This window comes from Mucilaginibacter sp. SG538B (assembly GCF_013376065.1).
Classification (GTDB): domain Bacteria; phylum Bacteroidota; class Bacteroidia; order Sphingobacteriales; family Sphingobacteriaceae; genus Mucilaginibacter; species Mucilaginibacter rubeus.
Map to the genome: position 1 here is coordinate 230,187 of NZ_JABMJI010000003.1, position 18,477 is coordinate 248,663.

Genomic DNA, 18,477 nt, shown 5'->3' on the forward strand with positions numbered 1-18,477 from the left:
ATATCATTTTCCGGTAATCAGCTTTGCCATAATAAACGCGGCCCCCGCAGCAAGAGCTCCAATAATTACTACTTTTAACGCGCCGCTTAACGCAGGCTGACCGGTCATTTTGCTTTTGAAATAGCCAAAAATGAACAAGCAAATTATTGTTACCCCGCATGAGTAATAAAGTGCCTCTTGCGCCTCATGAATAATAATATAGGGTGAAAGCGGGATGATGCCACCTACGATATAGGAAATACCAATAGTGATAGCACTTTGGGTGGCGCGGTTTGCATTAGGTTCCTCCAGGCCCAGTTCATAACGCATCATAAATTCAACCCACTGCGTCTTGTCTTTTGCCAGCTCATCTGCTATCTCGTCCTGCAGATGCTTTGAAAGTCCAAAATCTGCAAATACCTTCTTTACTTCTGCCTTCTCCTGTTCAGGCACACGCTCAACCTCATCATATTCCCGCTTCAACTCAGATTGATAATGGTCAACTTCCGTTCGACCGGCAAGATATCCGCCCAGCCCCATGGCAATGGATCCGGCTACTATTTCGGCGATACCCGCAGTAACCACCAGGGTCGACGAACTTACCGCCCCACTTAGCCCTGCTGCAAGCGCAAAAGGCACGGTTAAGCCATCAGACATACCGATAACGATATCCCTGATGGTTTCTGAACTTGTTACATGATGTTCACGATGCATATGACTTTATTTAAACTTCATTGCTAAAGTTACAATATTTGAATTTAAACCCGTCGAGCGCATGTAATGTCCCGCCCTGATCTCCAGCGAATTGAAATGCTGCCATCCAAATACACCGGTTGGCGGCGATAACCTGATGTTGGCACCAACAAAACTACTATGGAGTGTTGACAGGTCGTAATCGCTGGTATAATACACAGCGGTTGGGTCATGTTGCCCATAAGGTGCAAAGTACCTTGTACCCTGCTGATTATTATACCGGTAATAGGGACTTACCGATACAAAAGAGGTAAGCTTTATGGGTACCTCCAATTCGGCTGTGTGCGCCCGGATCCCCCAATTGTCCATGTAGTACCTGTAAAACGTTCTGATCACAAAATGATCATCCAGAAAATAATTGAACCTTACCGCAATTGGCAATTTATAACGGCTACCTGGCAGGTTTTCAACCCTTTCAGATCCATCGGTAAAATAATCACGTTGATATTTTGTTGCCAGTAACCCATGCTGATAGGACGGTTCGATAATGAACAAAGCCTGTAAACGGGTGGTAAGCACCTGCGAAATTGAAAACGAGGTACTAAATGAATTGCGGGGGCTATGGTCTACCTTACCCCGCCCGTCCCTCTCTGATCCTGACCCATATCCTGGTGGCCTTAATTCAACCGGCAATATAACCTTCCACGTATCAAGAAACACTTGTCCCTTAAAATCAAACTGCGTGTTTTTATCTTTTGATACCCTGGTCAGGTTGATACCCCCACCGAAAGACTGGTAATCAAACTCATGTGAATAAGACCCGGTTAAGCCAAATGCATTTCCCGTTTTATCATTAGATACTGTCCAATTTAGCGAGGGGTATACACGGGTGTCCTGCCTGGATGCGGAAGAAATACTATAAGGATCGATCTTATCTGAAGAAGCGGACGTATAATGGTCAACACCTAATTCAAAAGTAAAAGTGTGTTTATTTCCTCCTATTCCATATTTGGATAATTGCAGATCGAAGGTATTAGCAAAATCAGTTAGTTTTTCTGTGCCGATACCACCTGTAACTGCCGAGTTGTTACCATCCTGGTGGTAATAGGCAGATATGATGTTAATTTCATCAATTTTAAGCTTACGTGCCTGGTAATTGCTGCTATCCTTAACGGGCAAGGCTTTAGTTTGCGCATGCGAAGCAACTATTCCTAAATACAGAGCGGCAACGCATAAATATATTTTCCTCATTTCCGGTCGCCGTTTTAATTACATCCGCAGCCACCGCCGCTCTTTCCGCCATTTGCTCCTGAACCACCTTCACGGTACAATTGGAAACTTTGCTCAAACTTTTGCGATTTACGGGCTGATAGCTCCATCTCCGCATCATTAAGGCGATTTTTCTGATATGCTTTTACCGACATGCAAGATGTAAGGCCGAGCGCCGGTAAGCTACTTACCAGCATTAATTTAATCAGGGGTATTTTTTTCATGTACTAATTTTTAATATTAATATTATTGGAGGTATAAAGGCGGTTATTGTCGTCGATGATCACACAGGCAAGTTGCTGTAGCTGGTTTACCAGGTCCAACCCCACGCTGATCCCCATTACTGTTACGGGTGTGGCCATAGCGTCGGCAAGCTCCGCGCTCGGACAAATAATGCTTACACTTTTAATTCCGCTTACCGGCAAACCCGTTTTAGGATCGATGGTATGGGAATATTTTTTACCATTTATCACGGCGTACTTTTCATAGTTACCGGATGTGGCAATAGCCATATCGCTTATATTGAGCGTTGAAAACGGCGTCATCTGCTTATTCGGATCTGCTATTGCTATAGTCCATGGCTTACCATTAGGTTGTGTTCCCCAGGTAATCAGGTCGCCGGCTGCATTTACTATCCCGCTGTTTACTCCATTTTGCTGTAAAATGGCTTTCGCCCGATCAGCTGCATACCCCTTCCCAATTCCTCCAAAACCTATACGCATACCTTTTTCTTTGAGCATCACAGTCATGTGATCAGAATCCATGATCACATTTTTATAATTGATCAGTCGTACAGCATTTCGCGCGGTTTCGGCATTAGGCAAACTTTTCATATTTACATCAAAATTCCACAGGCTTTTATCAATTGATCCGTAAGTAATATCAAATGCTCCCTGCGTAAGCTCGGATATTCTTAGCGAACGCTGAATAAGTTGAAAAACCTCATGATCTATTTTTACCGGCTTTATTCCGGCAGCGGCATTGATCTGGTTGGTTTGGCTATCGTCACTGAACGTAGTTAGTAATTTTTCTATGCGGCTTATCTCCGCTACAGCCAAATCAATACACTTTGCGGCCCATTGCCCGTCATTACCTACAACGCTTATCTCAAAACGGTTACCCATCAGTTTCAGCACACGTTGATGTACGGTTGCCCCGCTGTCAATGACTGTCATTGGACAAACGCTTTGATCTGGTCAATAAACTGTTCAGCGGATTCATTTGGATAACCGTCCCACTCTTTTAATACCTTACCATGTTCGTCAACAAGCAGCGTAAATGGGAACTTACCGTCAGGATTGTATTTATCTGCAAGCGCTTCATTTAATTGTACCTGCTCCTTGCTTAGTTGATTTTTCTTTTGGCGGGGAAAATCAGCCCTTACCAGAACAAGTTTATCTGCAGCGAAATCATTAAATTTTTCGGATTCCAAAATCTCTTTCCGCAGCCGGATGCAAGGGCCACACCAATCAGAGCCGGAAAAATTTATTACTATGAGCTTATGCGACGTTGCCGCTTCCGTCTGCGCTTTCTTAAAATCACCAAGCCATGTGACCGGCTTGCCTGTAAACAACAATAATGAGATGATCAGTAATTTCATTTTATCAACAGGTTAAGAGAATATCCGCAACGAGGTGCCGGTTAAAGTTGTTTGATATACGGTAAGGTTGCGGTTTGCAGGCGAATTTTTAACAACTCCGGCTTCCGTGAAAGCGGAACCATGATTATTGCAAAAAAACTGCTGTCCGCTGCTCTGATAAATAAGAGGATAGCTTTCATGGGTGCAAGATTGCTGAACAGCAATATAGCTGCCGGTTGTTGTTTTAGCCACTATTACACCTTTTGAGGCAAGATAGCCACCGTTCACGAGTAAAGCCGAGTTTGCCGAAAGGCTAAGATCAAGTGTAAAATCTACGCCGGTTGGCCCGGTGATACCTGCCGACGCATTGTCGGATTTTTTACTGCAGCCCATACAGTTAATCAGCGCGAATGACGCCGCCGTAATTCCGGCAATTGATAGAAATTCTTTTCTGTCCATAAATTTAAGATCGGGGTATATCAATAAATCTCAACTAACTTAAACAAGCCTCCTGAAGGTAAATCTCTGAGTAAAGCAATTCAGCTTCAGGTGCGTTTATTTAATTATTGCAATAGTATCTTTACATTCTGTAGTTTAGATGAAATCACGGGTATTTAACAGATTTTAACAGATCGCGAATTTTAAAACAAAAAAAGGGGCGAGAAAGAGAAAAAGACCTGGCGCTAAAAAAGTGATGCAGAAGATCACGGTAAAAATCAAATTTGCTACTGGAGTTAATTAAAGTCAACTATATTTCAAAACTATGTTGGCTTATTGTAAACACAATTATTGCCATTTAATATACATAAAACGATCGCCATTCAATATCCATTCAGATTGTCGGAATCACATTTCACGAAAAAACAGAGCAAACAATAAACTATAAGCCAACAACTTACAGATGGTATAATAATACCGCCGGGGGAGAAAGATAGAGAATCCCTTTGGTTGATAATGAAGCCAGCTGCAATATTCAAAAAAGCGGAACCGGTTTTTCCGGTTCCGCAACGACGTCGGACAATGGTTCAATCCCTGCCCGCGATCATTTACCGAAACAGGAATAAATTCCATCCATCGGTTGATACAAAGTTAATCCGCCCCCCTATGCTTGGCCAGAATAAAGATCAACTATAATGGTGACGCTCATCATTCAAAATAATTTGCCCTTTGCAGACAGGTCTCAAGGCCTTCAAGTGCAATACCATTGCAGATAAACCGCCCACATGTTTAATATACAAAGGCCAAGTCAATTACCTGTCATTTTCAAATAGTGATATATATCATTTATTTACCTGACGGCCAGCATCATAAAAAAACAAAACAACAGCAATTTTGTGCTTAACATAAGCAGTTAAAGCAGAAGATATGAAAGCATTAGTTTATCACGGCCCAGGTCAGAAAGCCTGGGAAGAAAAGCCCAAACCGGTACTGTTATCAACAAGCGATGCCATTGTAAAAATCCTGAAAACAACGATTTGCGGTACAGATCTGCACATTATGAAAGGTGATGTTCCTGAAGTTGCCGATGGCAGGATCATAGGGCACGAAGGCGTGGGCGTGATCGAAGAAGTGGGGACCACTGTTAGTAATTTTAAGCCGGGTGACCACGTGATTATATCCTGTATCACATCTTGCGGTAAATGTACCTACTGTAAAAAGGGCATGTATTCTCACTGTACAGATGGCGGTTGGCTATTAGGGCACCTGATTGATGGCACGCAGGCAGAATATGTTCGTATCCCCCACGCCGATAACAGCCTTTTTCTGGTACCCAGCGGTTCTGACGAAGAAGCATTGGTGATGTTAAGCGATATATTACCTACAGGCTTTGAATGCGGCGTGTTGAACGGAAAGGTACAACCTGGAGATACTATAGCCATAATAGGTGCCGGCCCGATCGGGATTGCCACTTTACTTACCGCACAATTTTATACACCTGCGGAAATTATCATGATCGATCAGGATGATAACCGGCTCGATGTGGCCAGAAAATTCGGTGCAACACAGATTATTAATAGCCGCGATGAAAATACAATTGAAGCGGTAATGAAACTCACCAACCAAACCGGTGTTGATGTGGCGATAGAAGCTGTCGGCATTCCGGAGACATTCGAGCTATGTGAGGCGATTATCGCTCCTGGCGGCCGTATCGCCAACATTGGCGTTCATGGAAAAAGTGTCCGTTTACACCTGGAAGACCTGTGGTCGAAAAACATTACCATCACGACCAGGCTCGTGGACACAGTAACTTCACCAATGTTGTTAAAAACGATACAATCAAAGAAAATAGCGCCCGCCAAACTAATCACACATCGTTTCAGATTAGATCAGGTGGCAGAAGCATACGATACATTTGGCAATGCAGCCGAAGAGAAAGCGCTGAAAGTTATTTTAAGTTCTTAAACAACACGCATATACATGCCGAATAAAACAACATCACAACAGTTAAACCTCGAATAAATCATGGAAAAGATATTAGTTACAACAGATCAATCCGTTAATTCCAAAGCGGCTATCCGTTTTGCGATTAAACTGGCCAGTCAGCGTAAAGCGCAATTAACCATCCTTCACGTATACCATCTTTTAAAACCCTTCAAATGGACAGACCACGCTTTTGCGGCGTATACAACTGAATTCAGAAAAAAAACGACAGACGAATTGTCATCATTTATTGCAGGCATTTATCGTGATATCGATGAACGCGAAATTAACTACGAATTAGTTTTAGTATCCAATATCGATGTAGTTGATGGCATCACAGATTATGCCAGCAGGAACAGTTGTTCTTATATCTGCATCAGTACTCGTGGAGCGGGCACTATTGCAAAAATATTCGGCACGCATACCGCAAAATTAATCAGCTGTTCAACTGTCCCTGTTATATGCATACCAAGCGCATACCATTTAAAAGAATTGAAACACATCCTGTATGCTTCGGATATGACTGATTATGAAAACGAATTAAAAGAGGTTGTCGATTTTGCCAGACCAATTGGTGCCAGTGTCGAGATGGTACATATCGCCTATCCTAATGAATTTGCTTTTGACAAAGAGTTGGCTGAAGCCACCTTACAGAAAAAAAATAGTTATAAAATTAGCCTTTTAAACCTGCAAAGAGATGTCAACAATAATTTACTGGAAGATATAGATCACGCTGTTAAGATCGGCAAACCGTCCCTTTTGGTCTTATTCACCCATCAGTCCAGGTCTATGCTCGAAAAGCTATTTTTCCCTTCTAATGCCACAGAATATTCCTTTTATGGAAAGGTTCCTTTACTCACCTTTAAAAAAAAGGATGGCAAATAATTTTGCCAAGGTCCGCTCCTTGATATATGGATTGCCATTTCTGTAGTAGACTAACGCTAATTATCTTTGCTATACCCTGCCTGCGTTTAGTATTATTATAAGTTGTAGCTGACCGCTACAACAGCCAGCCTGTTGCCATTAGTTGTTTTTCAGGGCTGCAAAGCTTTCCAGAAAATACACAACCGGAAGAGTTAAACCTGCATCTGGCTCTTTACAGGCCGCTCATCGCCCAGTAACACACCCCATTGCTTATAATTTTCGCTACGATCAAACACTATTTTTAAAATAGATAGCACCGGCATCGCCAGGAACATGCCCGAAAGCCCCGCCATGCTTCCGCCAACGATAATACCAACAATGGAAACAAGCGGATTAATTTTCACCTGCGACCCTACGATACGCGGCATTAAAATATTGTTATCCAGAAATTGTACTACTGTAATAGCTCCCAATACAATCAGCACATCTGCAATACTATCTGACGAAGCGAGCGTTAACAGCACACCCAGAATATTGCCGATCAGGGCGCCCAGGTACGGGATCAGGTTCAGAAAAGCGAAGATAATACCAATGAGCAGTGCATTCTGAATGCCCAAAAACCATAATATGCCACCTAAAAGAACAATGATATAGGTAATCTGTATCAGCAGCCCTACAAGATAGCTTTTAACCATTTTTTCAGTTTGCCTTACAGCTTCCTCCACATTCAGATAATCCTCTTTTTTAAACCACATCAGCAGAAATTTCAAAAAAAGGTTCCTGTATAGAATGATCAGGTAGATATAGATCGGCAATAATCCAATAAATATAACCATGCCAGACAAAGATCCAGCCGCGCCGCTTAAAACTCCGCCTAAAGAACTGAATAACTTTTTGCTTTGCACATTAATGAATTTCACTTGCTCTGCCGGGGAATATCCAAATGACTTGCTGATCCAGATACTTAGGTCATCCAGGTGTTTGGCCACGGTACGTTGAATCTGCGGAAAATCATCTACCAAAGCACCTATCTGACTGGAGAACAGCCAGATGATCAGCGCCACGATGACCGTTAATAACAATATTGGCAAAAAAACCGCAATAACCTCCGGCACTTTGAGCTTCCTGAAAAAACGAAAGACGGGTAAAAGCACCAGGCTGAAGAAGAACGCCATCAATAAAGGCATAATGATCGTATTTCCAGCTATGATGATGGTTCCTAAAACAAACAGGCCAATTAGTTCTATGGCCCGTTTCACGGTTACCGGCATTTCTTTTACCATGGGAGCAGTTTTACACTTTTAGGGGCGCGCTTTTTTTATTACCCAATATAAGCCTTTTATATCGGTTTCCCATTTCGGAATAATAAGTACGTGCGATTCCTCTAACAAATCAAGGATGGTTAAGCTGACAATAATAATGTCAAAAGTAAGGGAGCCGCCGATAACCTATAAAAGGTAATGGCATTTACTATATAATAACTCCGTTATGCGTGAGGTTAACAAGTATAATGCTATTCAATCATTATCATTTCTCTGTTTTAATGGAGATATCGTATCAGTTCTGATTTCCGAATGCCTGATTTGTCCGCCTAAATAGCCAGTCCTTGCAATCAGTCCAAAGCTTATCAAGGATACGGCGAGCACTATTAACGCCATACGTCTAACCTGTGATGTATTTTTTAATGTTGCAAAAAGCCCGATCAGGGAAACCCCACCTGTAAGTATTAAAGCGATCAAAGATACCAGGGCGAACTCCTCATGATCTTCAATGAGATGTTTTGATATTCCTTTTAAATGTTCAATGGTTTCTTCGGCACCCTCGCCGGTCGCATAAGCAATACCGGCACCAATTGCTGAAACAATCAAAACATTATAAGCAGCGATTAGTGTACCTTTGTTCCTTTTCCATATCCCATGGATCAGGACAAATGCCCCCAAAGCCGTACCAACGATAGGCAGGTGGGTGATCAGCAGGTGGATGTGTGTTTGGTTCATGACTTTTTTATCAAAGGTGATCAACTAATAGCACTGTTTAAATAGCAGTAATCAAGCTAATAAATGATCTTAATCATTTATTGTCGGGTAATGAACGGATAGCTTTACAATCTAAAGAATTACGCCATGAAGATGATTCTAATGCTCACTGACTTTTCGATAAATGCAAACCACGCCGCAAAAACCGCCGCAAAAGCGCTGAGGAATTTAAATGCAGATATACTGCTTTACAATACTTATTATGACCACCCTATACTTCCTACATATGCCGGTGGCCCCTGGGTGGTAGAAGAATTCGTTTTTCGTAAAGATGAAAGCGCGGCACGACTAGGCCAATTGGCTATTCAACTAAGGCATATTATTGCAGATCTGAGTACAGAAGGCGTTGAACCTAAAATTGATTATCAATTTGGTGAAGGTTCACTTGGCAGAAATACAGCGGCGGTTATTCAGGAGAACAATGTTGACCTTGTTGTAATCGGCAGTAGTACAGACAGCTCTTTAGACCACTTGATCTTCGGCAGAGATACGATGCAGGTGATAGATCATTCGTCCTGTCCCGTATTGATCATCCCGCCAAGAGCGGATTTAGCCCGGCTAAAAAAAGTAACGTTAGCCACGGCTTTCGAACTGGCCGATATCAATGCAATCAATTACTTAACCGGCTTACAAAAACAGTTACACTTTCAACTGGAAATTGTCCATGTATCCGCCATAGAAGAGGAAGACGATCCTGTAAAAGAAAAGGCTTTACTTAACCATATTGATGCAATCAAACAGGATAATATAACCTTTCAGGAAATAAGGGGAAAAGACGTGATTAAACGATTAAATAGGTTATGCAAAGATAACGGATCGGATATACTGGCACTTGTTCATCATCAAAACTCTTTTTTGTCGGGGCTGTTTGACAAGTCTACAACGGTGGCCGCTTTAGACAACCAGCATTTACCTCTGATGGTCATTCCGGCTGAAAGGGTCTGATCGACTCGTGACTAATTATTAGCTGATCAAATAAATGGCAATAAATAATTTCGATATACAGGGCCTGAGCGAACAGGAAGTACTTGCGGCGAGATCTAAATACGGAGCGAACAGCCTTTCGTTTAAGAAAGAAAACGGATTTGTTAATGCGTTGATAGGATTGACAAAAGAACCGATGGTAATCTTATTGTTGGTTACCTCATGTATTTATTTTATTAGCGGAAAGGCCGGAGACGGTATTTTTTTAGCTTCAGCAATTGTACTCGTGGCGGGCATATCTTTATATCAGGACTCCAGAAGCCGGAACGCGCTCGAAAAATTGAAGGATTTTTCGCAACCTAAATGCAAAGTGATCAGGCAGGGAGAAGTTTTGGAGGTAAAAAAAGAAGAACTTGTTATTGGCGACAGCCTGATGGTAGAGGAAGGCACTTTTATTACTGCTGATGGTGTTATTGAACATTCCAATGATTTCTCAATCAACGAAAGCATTCTCACAGGCGAATCCCTGGCTGTTTTTAAAGACAAATCCTCTGCAGACAATCTGATTTTCAGTGGCACAACAGTAGCAAGCGGACTGGCCATTGCAACCGTAACTGCAATAGGTAATCAAACACGATTAGGTAAAATTGGCGGGAGCCTGGAATCTATAGCAGAAGAAAAAACACCCCTGGAAATACAGATCAGCAATTTTGTAAAGAAAATGGTGATCGTGGGAGTAATTGTGTTTCTGACGGTGTGGGGAATAAACTATTTTCATTCGGCAAATATCTTAGACAGTCTCCTTAAAGCGCTTACGCTGGCCATGAGTATCCTGCCCGAAGAAATCCCCGTTGCATTTACCACTTTTATGGCGCTGGGGGCCTGGCGGCTTATGAAAATTGGGGTCGTTGTTAAGCAAATGAAAACAGTGGAAACTTTGGGCAGCGCGTCGGTGATATGCACCGATAAAACCGGCACACTAACCGAGAATAAGATGAGCCTGGCGAAAGCGTATGTCCTGAAGGAAGATTGCATTTATAATCTTAATGAAAAGCTATCTACCGGCGCAGTAACAGAGCTAATCGCGCTTGCCATGTGGGCCAGCGAACCGATCCCTTTTGATCCCATGGAAGTTGCCCTGCACAATGCTTACACTCAGACCGATCTGGCAGATGAGCGTCCGGATTATAAAATGGTCCACGAATATCCGTTGGGCGGCAAGCCGCCTATGATGACCCACCTTTTTGAAAATAAAAAAGGGAATCGCATTATCGCAGCCAAAGGTGCGCCTGAAGCATTGATCGGCGTCAGCAACTTAAATCAACCCCAGAAAGAACATGTGACTGCTGCAATAGCTGCTTTGGCTATCGAAGGTTACCGGGTATTGGCCGTAGGGGAAGCAAATTTTGTGGGAAGTGATTTCCCTGCTACACAGCAGGAGTTTCATTTTGTATTCAAAGGGCTGGTTGCGTTTTATGATCCGCCAAAGAAAAACATCACTACTGTACTACAGGGCTTTTACAAAGCTGGTATCAAGGTTAAAATCATCACAGGCGATAATGCAGAAACTACCGGCGCTATCGCGAAGCAAATTGACTTCCGTGGAGCAGACCAATGTATCAGCGGAGACATGCTGATGCAATTGTCAGAACAGGAACTTAGGGAGAATGTGAAGAAAGCCAACATTTTTACCCGTATGTTCCCGGATGCCAAGCTAAAGATCATCAATGCTTTAAAAGCCCAAAATGAGATAGTAGCTATGACCGGAGACGGAGTTAACGACGGCCCCGCGCTGAAAGCGGCGCATATAGGCATTGCTATGGGAAAAAAGGGCACAGAGATAGCGAAGCAGGCTGCCTCATTAATTTTATTGGAGGATGACCTTTCAAAAATGGTTGATGCTGTAGCCATGGGCCGGCGTATCTACACCAACCTAAAAAAAGCCATACAGTATATTATCTCCATTCACATCCCTATCGTATTAACGGTATTTATACCACTGGCCTTAGGTTGGATTTATCCGAATATTTTTTCACCGGTGCATATTATTTTCCTGGAACTGATTATGGGGCCGACTTGTTCGATCATTTATGAAAACGAGCCCATAGAAAAGAATGCCATGTTGCAAAAGCCACGTCCGTTCAGTACTACTTTCTTTAATTGGAAAGAGTTGGCGACCAGCATAGTACAGGGGGCAGCCATCACAATCGGAACACTCACAGTCTACCAATATGCCGTAAGCAAAGCAGCAGATGAACAACTGACCCGTACCATGGTATTTACCAGCCTGATATCGGCTAATGTTTTGCTCACCTTAGTCAATCGTTCGTTTTACTACTCGCTGTTAACAACTATCAAATATAAAAATAACCTTGTACTGCTGGTTATCGGGCTTACAATCTTTATATCATCTTCACTGATATACATCCGCCCTTTGGCAGTTTTCTTCGGTTTCAACTCGCTAAAAATGAGTGACCTGGTGATCAGTATTATTATAGGGTTTACCTCCGTCATTTGGTTCGAGCTTTATAAAGCATGGTTACGTAAGGGCTCAGATGTAAAAACCTCGTGATAGAAGGTACGTTGATCGTACATTAAGATTTTGAAACAGGCACTTTAGATGGAGAATTAAACCTGATGCCCCCCTTATCGACTGATTAAGATATTATCTTCTTCTGTTTCATCTTACCTGTTATAGTAGCATCGTGTTAAATATTTTTCGAAGGCTCTACAGCTTTATTGTGTCGCTTGTCACCACCTCCGTTTTCCTCGCTTAACAACTATCTATTCCCTGCGATACTTGCGCCTAAGGAATTTGGCATACTTCATAAAGAAACATTTGTTAATTCATTTTTTTGTCTAAATTTGAATTAGTAAAACTTAGACAAAATGAATTATTCCATTTCTGATCTTGAGCAATTGTCAGGTGTTTCCGCCCATAATATCCGTATCTGGGAAAGGAGGTACCAGGCATTTACGCCTTCAAGAACGGCAGGGAATACACGCTTTTATGATGATGACCAACTAAAGAAATTATTGAGCATAGCTGGACTTTACCACGCTGGCTACAAAATTTCCAAAGCCTGCGCGTTAAGCCGGGAGGAAATGAACAAACTACTCAAGAATGAAATAGATAAAACGCGGCCCGCGCAACATCAGCATGAGTATTTCATTTCTCAGATCATCAGCAATGCATTAATTTTTCATGAGTATGCAGTAAACGAGCTTATAACCAAATCGTTCGAGCAGAATGGAGTTTTAGGAACATATAAATTCGTGATATACCCCATGTTAGTACGTGCCGGTTTAATGTGGCTAAACAATTCGCTTTGCCCATCACAGGAGCATTTTCTTTCGTCCATTATCAGGCAAAAGCTATTTTCTGCAATCAATGATTGTATGGAGCAACAGCAAAATAGCAAACCGTTATGGCTGCTATTTTTACCGGAAGACGAAGATCATGATATTGGCCTCCTCCTTGCAAGCTATATGTTGCGGACTGCCGGCCATCGGGTGATTTATTTAGGTCCGCAGGTGCCCATGTCGGCTTTAAACCATGCGCTTGAAAGTACGCAACCTCACAACCTTCTTTTTTTTATGACGCGTGTAAGGCCAATTGCTAATGCACAGGCATATATTGACCAGCTCGCGTCTACTTTCAAATCTGTTAAAATATACTTATCTGGCAACAAGCAAGTTATAAACAGCGTTCACTTCCCGAAAAATGTGTATTGGTTGGAAACGCTTCCGGATTTTGAACAAATAATAGCGCCGGTTATATGAGCAAAAAGGAAAGAAAAGGGTACGCGATACCAGGCACTGACATTGCGGGATTAAGCGCCGCGGCGTACCTCTTTTTTGCGGGTGTTCCGCCAGCCAGCGTTTCCGATAATGTTTCAATACATCAATTATTAAACTCTCTGAAAAACCTAATCGATGAAAGAAAAATTTGACCGCCTTTCTGCGGAATGCAGTAAACTGGCAACGCGCAGGTACAGTACCAGCTTTTTTCTGGGCATCAATTTTCTTGATAAAGAATTGCATCAGCCAATTTATGCTATCTATGGCTTTGTCAGGCTTACTGACGAAATCGTAGACAGCTTTCATAATTATGACAAGCGTGAATTACTAAATAAATTTAGAAAGGATTGCTTTGAAGCGATAGAACTGGGTATCAGCCTGAATCCCATCCTTAACGCTTTCCAGGAAACAGTCAATAAATACCATATAGATCACCAATTGATTAACCAATTTCTGCATAGTATGGAAATGGACCTGGACGATCAGCATTATGACCAACAAAAATTTGAAGAATATATCCTTGGATCTGCAGAAGTGGTTGGCCTGATGTGCTTGTATGTGTTCACAAACGGCAATAAGGAACGTTACGAAGCTCTTAAGCCGGGAGCCATGCGCTTAGGTGCGGCCTTTCAAAAGGTTAATTTCCTGAGAGATATCGGTGCGGACTATCTTCAGCTCAACAGAAGCTACTTTCCGGGGATTGACCTTAAGCATTTTTCCGAAACAGATAAAAAAAAGATAGAACAAGAAATTGAAAAAGACTTTAATGAAGCGTTGAAAGACATCCGAAGACTGCCAAAATCTTCCCGCCGGGGCGTCTATCTGGCTTACCAATATTATCGCGAGTTGTTTAAAAAAATTAAGCTTGCGAGCGCCTGCGTGGTTTTTTCGAAAAGATTCAGAATTTCTAATGGCAGCAAGCTTATATTGATATTCGATACTTTGCTTAAACACCAACTCAATTACCTTTAAAAACCGTTTTTCAGATATCCAATTTTTCAGAAATGTGTACTATAGCGTTATTAAGATTGTCTGCGGAAGCAATCAAATAGCTCACCGAACTCTCAAATTCCGTTTGACGGTCATCAGCGTCCTTTATTAGTCCAATAATGCCCATGATATTGGAAAGATGACGGCGAACTTCATGCGAATGAATGAACGCGAGTTCTTCGCTTCTTGCTTTAAACACCAGTTGATCATAATAACGCTTCTTTCTTATCGCGCCATCAATAGTCATCAGCCATACGGTGAATATTTTCGATGAGAGGTTTGAGGTTGCTCCGCTCAAGATGATCAAACCCATTACGCATCACCGATTTCTTTTCAGGATCTTTTTCAATCCAGGCGCCCAATTTCAGCATAAGCCTGTCTTTCCACGACAGTCCGGAAACGACACACCTGCCGGGCAGGAAAAATATTTCGGCAACATCTTTGATCTTAGTACCAAGATTATTTTTTATTATCTCCGGCTGTTGCGTCATGTCATTAACTGCGAAGCTGCAAACAATAAAAATGAAAAGCTTTTTGTCTTTTAGCCTGATATCATTTTCCTTTAACCAATCGCGTAGTACAAGCCGGCCGATATAAACTGAGCTGCCTATAATAATGGTATCATAAAGGGCTAAAACTGCAGGTGTTACATTCTCTACTTTTGATACCGGCATCTGCAATGTTTCTCCAAGCCAATGCGCATACTGCCTGGTTGCACCATATTTGCCCTGATAAATAATAATTCCGTTCATAGCGGTAATTTGATTTGGTTATACAAGTTACCGAACCGGAGCTAATGCAAAAATGACAATGGTCATCTCTGAACCGTCAATTATATCAAAGCCGACAATAGCGTCAGTCGATTCTTAACCCGAAACGAGATACATAAAGTTTTTATGAGTACCACTCCCCTGTTATTCATGACGAGAATCAATGATCTTGCTGACAGAAATCACAGCATAGTATATTGTGTAATTTAAATCATTAAATTGAAGTGTCCAAATCCCGTACTAATACAATGTATAACACAAAGCTATTGCAGCTGCCCCCATGGCAGCAAAACTGCTCCAAAGCATCAATTTGGAAATAAACTTGCTATTATACTCCCCCATGATTTTGGGGTTAGAGGAGATCCTGGCAATCAGGAACAATAGTGGTACCGCTGCTATCCCATTTAATACAGCCGCATAAACTAATGCCTTAACTGGATCGATGCCAATATAATTGATTAGTAATCCAATTAAAGTGGCAATGCATATGACAGCATAAAAAGAGCGCGCCTTTTTCAATTTCAAATTAAGCCCTGCCTTCCAGTTAAAGGCCTCACAAGCGGCATATCCTACCGAGCCGGAAAGTACCGGGATAGCCAATAAACCAAGGCCTATAATGCCGGTAGAAAAAATCAATTTGGCTAAAAATCCGGCGTTAGGAAAGGTATGCACCAGCGGCTCTATCGCCCTTGCCGCATCAGACGCACTTTTTATGTCAGTTACACCGCTATTGTGCAAAACGGTTGCAGCAACTACAATAATACTCCAGGCAGTGAATTCTGAAAATATCATGCCGATAGTGTTATCAATACGCATTTTTTTATTTGCATCCAACCGGGCCTGGGTTTATGCCGCGAAATCCTCTCCTTTTCTTTCTGCTCCTCCACTTCCTGTGAGGCCTCCCAAAAAAACATATATGGAGAAATTGTGGTTCCCAAAACCCCCGTTATGATAAATAGAAAACTAAAATTTAACTCAAAATGAGGTATAACAGTTGCTTTCAGAACGGTAAGCCATGGCTGGTGTACAATAAACAAAGTTATGGGATATGCCAATAAAGTTATTGCAAGCCATTTTAGTATCCTGGCATAAGAATGATAAGAAGTAAAAACCTCCAGAACAAGGGTCAACAATGTAAAAAACAAGGTTAATGCAACAAACGGGGCTGGGATAAGTAATTGGGCCGCAGCTGCCATAGCTCCTATATCGGCCCCGATGTTGATTGTATTGGCCACTAATACGAGCCCGACAACTGCATATAAAACAGTTTTGCTGTAATGTTCCTTAATTACAGCTGATAGGCCTTTACCTGCTACCATGCCGATACGTGCGCAGGCTTCCTGAACGGCAATCATAAAAGGTAACATATATAGCGCTGTCCACAGCTGATTGTAGCCAAACTGTGCGCCGGTTTGCGAATAAGTAGCAATGCCAGAGGGGTCATCATCAGCGGCACCTGTGGTAAGGCCCGGGCCTAAAATTGAAAAAAATCTCAAAAATCGGTTCTTTTTTCTCTTAACCTGTTGATTACCTTTCATGATTTTGAATATCAGAAAATTATATTATTCCCATACACTAAATGATGAATTTTCTGATCACCTACTATGTTTTGACGCTGGCAGTAGTGGCCGCTTATAAGTTAAAGGTTCAAAATTTGTTTAACAATTTTTGCGCAAAATGAAGCTTATCTTATGCTCGTATTGCGTTGAAGCTTGCCGTAAATAGCCAATTCAAGGCTTGTGTCCATATTATAGATATCCTCAAACCTGATTAATTCACCTTTTTTTATGTCACATGTCAGGTAAGTGATTTTTATAGGAACAGGTTTATTAAGCACGAAATTGTGTGTCTTTGATTTTTTAAGAATTTTAAACAATTTGTCGCTTTGCTCTGAAGCGTCATATTTGAGCAATAACGCGGCAAGCCCGGCAGCATTATCTAACCAGATACAACCATTGCTTAAATCACGTTTATCTTTTTCAAACAGCTTTTGATCAGCAATTTGATTTAAGTATATGTTGTACACATTTTGAAAATGAAAAACCAGCGATCCCAGGGTGTTATCGCAGCCGGGCGCCTGTTTAGCATAATAGCCCTGTGGCGAAGTCAATATGCTCTTAAGTTGGGCGTTAGTGATATCTTTTAATTGACCAGCCTTATTATAAATACTGATCTGAAGCCGGTCAAGGAATAAACTATCAGCTATTGCTTTCGGGAGGATGTCGCGGATAAATATCCGGTCAGGAACAAGCCAGTCTGGAAAAGAAGTAAAATAGGTGATTTGGCTCTGCAAAGTCGGACTGGGGGTTTGCGGCGTTCCGACAATAGCTTTAAATACCACCAGCGTATCAGGCAAATGAAATGTCAGCTCATAGGTAGGGATATTAATTTGTATATATTTTTCCCGGTCATCAACGTTTGCCCACCTGATTCTTTCCATGTTGACGGCGATTTTCATTACATCATCTCCTGGGGTTCCATAGCAATCATCCGGGGCTTGTCCTCTGATTATGTGCAGCATTTCCTGAAAAGCAGTATAGAGTTTTGCATTAGGTTGTACCTCCAAAACAGACTTCGTAAACTCCTGCGAATGTATAATGTCCTGCAGTTTAGCTTCTGCATGAAATGGTACATCCATGCCATGATCTACCCTGTCGGATCCGTAGTCGGGATTAAGCTTTCCATAATGCAAATAGTTCAGCATGGTAATGACAGCATCTGTAAGCAAAACATCAAACTGTGCCTTTAAGGAGTCACTAACCGAACCTGGATTTTCCAAAATATCGCGGAGCATATCAAACTGAAGCTCTTTAGGATGAAAATCATCATGCGATAATCCGTATTGTAACACACAATCTAAAAGCACCATTGCATTCCCGGTGTTTTGACGTGATTCCGGATTAGTCCATACCGGAAGGTAATTGTTTTGGCGATAAAACCGGGTAACGCTTTGTGGGTAATGTAATTGTTGCGACGTAGTAGCGCTTTTGAGCTGTTCGTTAATTACGTTATTGGTAATCCCCTTCTTTTCCTGGGCAAATACATTAACCAGAAAAAACGAACTGAAAGTGAATAACAAAAAAACCGACTTTTTCATTGCAATATTTTGTGAGTATCCAAATCTTCTTCAGTGCGGCCCATGGCTACATTG

General features: G+C 41.8%; 19 protein-coding genes. 6 read left to right on the plus strand and 13 right to left on the minus strand.

All coding sequences use genetic code 11. The annotated features are described in order from the left end of the window. Positions 1-3 precede the first annotated feature (3 nt). Genes FHW88_RS17090 through FHW88_RS17115 form a run of 6 tightly spaced genes read right to left on the minus strand, consistent with a single transcriptional unit; the run spans position 4 to position 3,979 of the window. Positions 4-693 (minus strand): VIT1/CCC1 transporter family protein, encoded by a 690-nt coding sequence (locus FHW88_RS17090; protein WP_176627141.1) that lies wholly within the window; start codon positions 691-693, stop codon positions 4-6. Positions 694-699: 6 nt separating this feature from the next. Beyond that, positions 700-1,923: a DUF3570 domain-containing protein gene (locus FHW88_RS17095; protein WP_090526061.1), complete on the minus strand. Its 1,224-nt coding sequence runs from the start codon at positions 1,921-1,923 to the stop codon at positions 700-702. 14 nt (positions 1,924-1,937) lie between these two features. Continuing rightward, the gene (locus FHW88_RS17100; RefSeq protein ID WP_090526062.1) at positions 1,938-2,165 is read right to left on the minus strand and encodes a DUF4266 domain-containing protein; all 228 of its coding nucleotides are present in this window, start codon (positions 2,163-2,165) and stop codon (positions 1,938-1,940) included. A gap of 3 nt (positions 2,166-2,168) precedes the next feature. Continuing rightward, the gene (locus FHW88_RS17105) at positions 2,169-3,116 is read right to left on the minus strand and encodes an FAD:protein FMN transferase (protein ID WP_176627143.1); all 948 of its coding nucleotides are present in this window, start codon (positions 3,114-3,116) and stop codon (positions 2,169-2,171) included. Beyond that, positions 3,113-3,541, minus strand: a complete 429-nt coding sequence (locus tag FHW88_RS17110) for a thioredoxin family protein (RefSeq protein WP_090526064.1) — start codon at positions 3,539-3,541, stop codon at positions 3,113-3,115. The genes FHW88_RS17105 and FHW88_RS17110 overlap by 4 nt, the downstream gene beginning before the upstream one ends. Before the next feature lie 12 nt (positions 3,542-3,553). Then, the gene (locus tag FHW88_RS17115) at positions 3,554-3,979 is read right to left on the minus strand and encodes a ubiquinol-cytochrome c reductase iron-sulfur subunit (protein ID WP_112653692.1); all 426 of its coding nucleotides are present in this window, start codon (positions 3,977-3,979) and stop codon (positions 3,554-3,556) included. A 906-nt stretch (positions 3,980-4,885) separates the two neighbouring features. Between FHW88_RS17115 and FHW88_RS17120 the strand changes: the two genes are divergently transcribed. Beyond that, on the plus strand, positions 4,886-5,923 hold the full coding sequence (locus tag FHW88_RS17120) for a zinc-dependent alcohol dehydrogenase family protein (protein ID WP_176627145.1): 1,038 nt from the start codon (positions 4,886-4,888) through the stop codon (positions 5,921-5,923). A gap of 60 nt (positions 5,924-5,983) precedes the next feature. Then, a complete protein-coding gene (locus FHW88_RS17125) occupies positions 5,984-6,826 on the plus strand; it encodes a universal stress protein (protein WP_176627147.1) in 843 nt (280 codons plus the stop codon). A 191-nt stretch (positions 6,827-7,017) separates the two neighbouring features. On the opposite strand, the gene FHW88_RS17130 is transcribed toward FHW88_RS17125, so the two are convergent. Beyond that, positions 7,018-8,088: an AI-2E family transporter gene (locus FHW88_RS17130; protein ID WP_176627149.1), complete on the minus strand. Its 1,071-nt coding sequence runs from the start codon at positions 8,086-8,088 to the stop codon at positions 7,018-7,020. 234 nt (positions 8,089-8,322) lie between these two features. Beyond that, positions 8,323-8,802 carry a hypothetical protein gene (locus FHW88_RS17135; protein WP_176627151.1) on the minus strand — a complete coding sequence of 160 codons (480 nt, stop codon included), beginning with the start codon at positions 8,800-8,802 and terminating at the stop codon, positions 8,323-8,325. 126 nt (positions 8,803-8,928) lie between these two features. On the opposite strand from FHW88_RS17135, the gene FHW88_RS17140 reads away from it, so the two are divergent. The 4 genes from FHW88_RS17140 to FHW88_RS17155 all read left to right on the plus strand — a co-directional run bounded on the left by FHW88_RS17140 (position 8,929) and on the right by FHW88_RS17155 (position 14,538). Next, on the plus strand, positions 8,929-9,786 hold the full coding sequence (locus FHW88_RS17140) for a universal stress protein (protein ID WP_176627152.1): 858 nt from the start codon (positions 8,929-8,931) through the stop codon (positions 9,784-9,786). A gap of 34 nt (positions 9,787-9,820) precedes the next feature. Then, the gene (locus FHW88_RS17145; RefSeq protein ID WP_176627154.1) at positions 9,821-12,337 is read left to right on the plus strand and encodes a cation-translocating P-type ATPase; all 2,517 of its coding nucleotides are present in this window, start codon (positions 9,821-9,823) and stop codon (positions 12,335-12,337) included. 317 nt (positions 12,338-12,654) lie between these two features. After that, on the plus strand, positions 12,655-13,548 hold the full coding sequence (locus FHW88_RS17150) for a MerR family transcriptional regulator (RefSeq protein ID WP_176627156.1): 894 nt from the start codon (positions 12,655-12,657) through the stop codon (positions 13,546-13,548). A gap of 153 nt (positions 13,549-13,701) precedes the next feature. Next, complete coding sequence (locus tag FHW88_RS17155; protein ID WP_090526073.1) at positions 13,702-14,538, plus strand: phytoene/squalene synthase family protein; 837 nt, start codon at positions 13,702-13,704, stop codon at positions 14,536-14,538. Positions 14,539-14,548: 10 nt separating this feature from the next. Here FHW88_RS17155 and FHW88_RS17160 read toward each other — a convergent pair whose 3' ends face one another. From FHW88_RS17160 to FHW88_RS17175, 5 genes are all read right to left on the minus strand, one after another. Beyond that, on the minus strand, positions 14,549-14,803 hold the full coding sequence (locus FHW88_RS17160; RefSeq protein ID WP_090526074.1) for a hypothetical protein: 255 nt from the start codon (positions 14,801-14,803) through the stop codon (positions 14,549-14,551). Continuing rightward, positions 14,793-15,308 carry a flavodoxin domain-containing protein gene (locus tag FHW88_RS17165; RefSeq protein ID WP_090526075.1) on the minus strand — a complete coding sequence of 172 codons (516 nt, stop codon included), beginning with the start codon at positions 15,306-15,308 and terminating at the stop codon, positions 14,793-14,795. Before FHW88_RS17165 ends, FHW88_RS17160 begins: the two co-directional genes overlap by 11 nt. 258 nt (positions 15,309-15,566) lie before the next feature. After that, a complete protein-coding gene (locus tag FHW88_RS30020) occupies positions 15,567-16,118 on the minus strand; it encodes a divalent metal cation transporter (protein WP_218117228.1) in 552 nt (183 codons plus the stop codon). Further along, on the minus strand, positions 16,115-16,822 hold the full coding sequence (locus tag FHW88_RS30025) for an NRAMP family divalent metal transporter (RefSeq protein WP_218117229.1): 708 nt from the start codon (positions 16,820-16,822) through the stop codon (positions 16,115-16,117). The genes FHW88_RS30020 and FHW88_RS30025 overlap by 4 nt, the downstream gene beginning before the upstream one ends. A gap of 188 nt (positions 16,823-17,010) precedes the next feature. Beyond that, a complete protein-coding gene (locus FHW88_RS17175) occupies positions 17,011-18,423 on the minus strand; it encodes a L,D-transpeptidase family protein (RefSeq protein ID WP_176627159.1) in 1,413 nt (470 codons plus the stop codon). Positions 18,424-18,477: the final 54 nt, after the last annotated feature.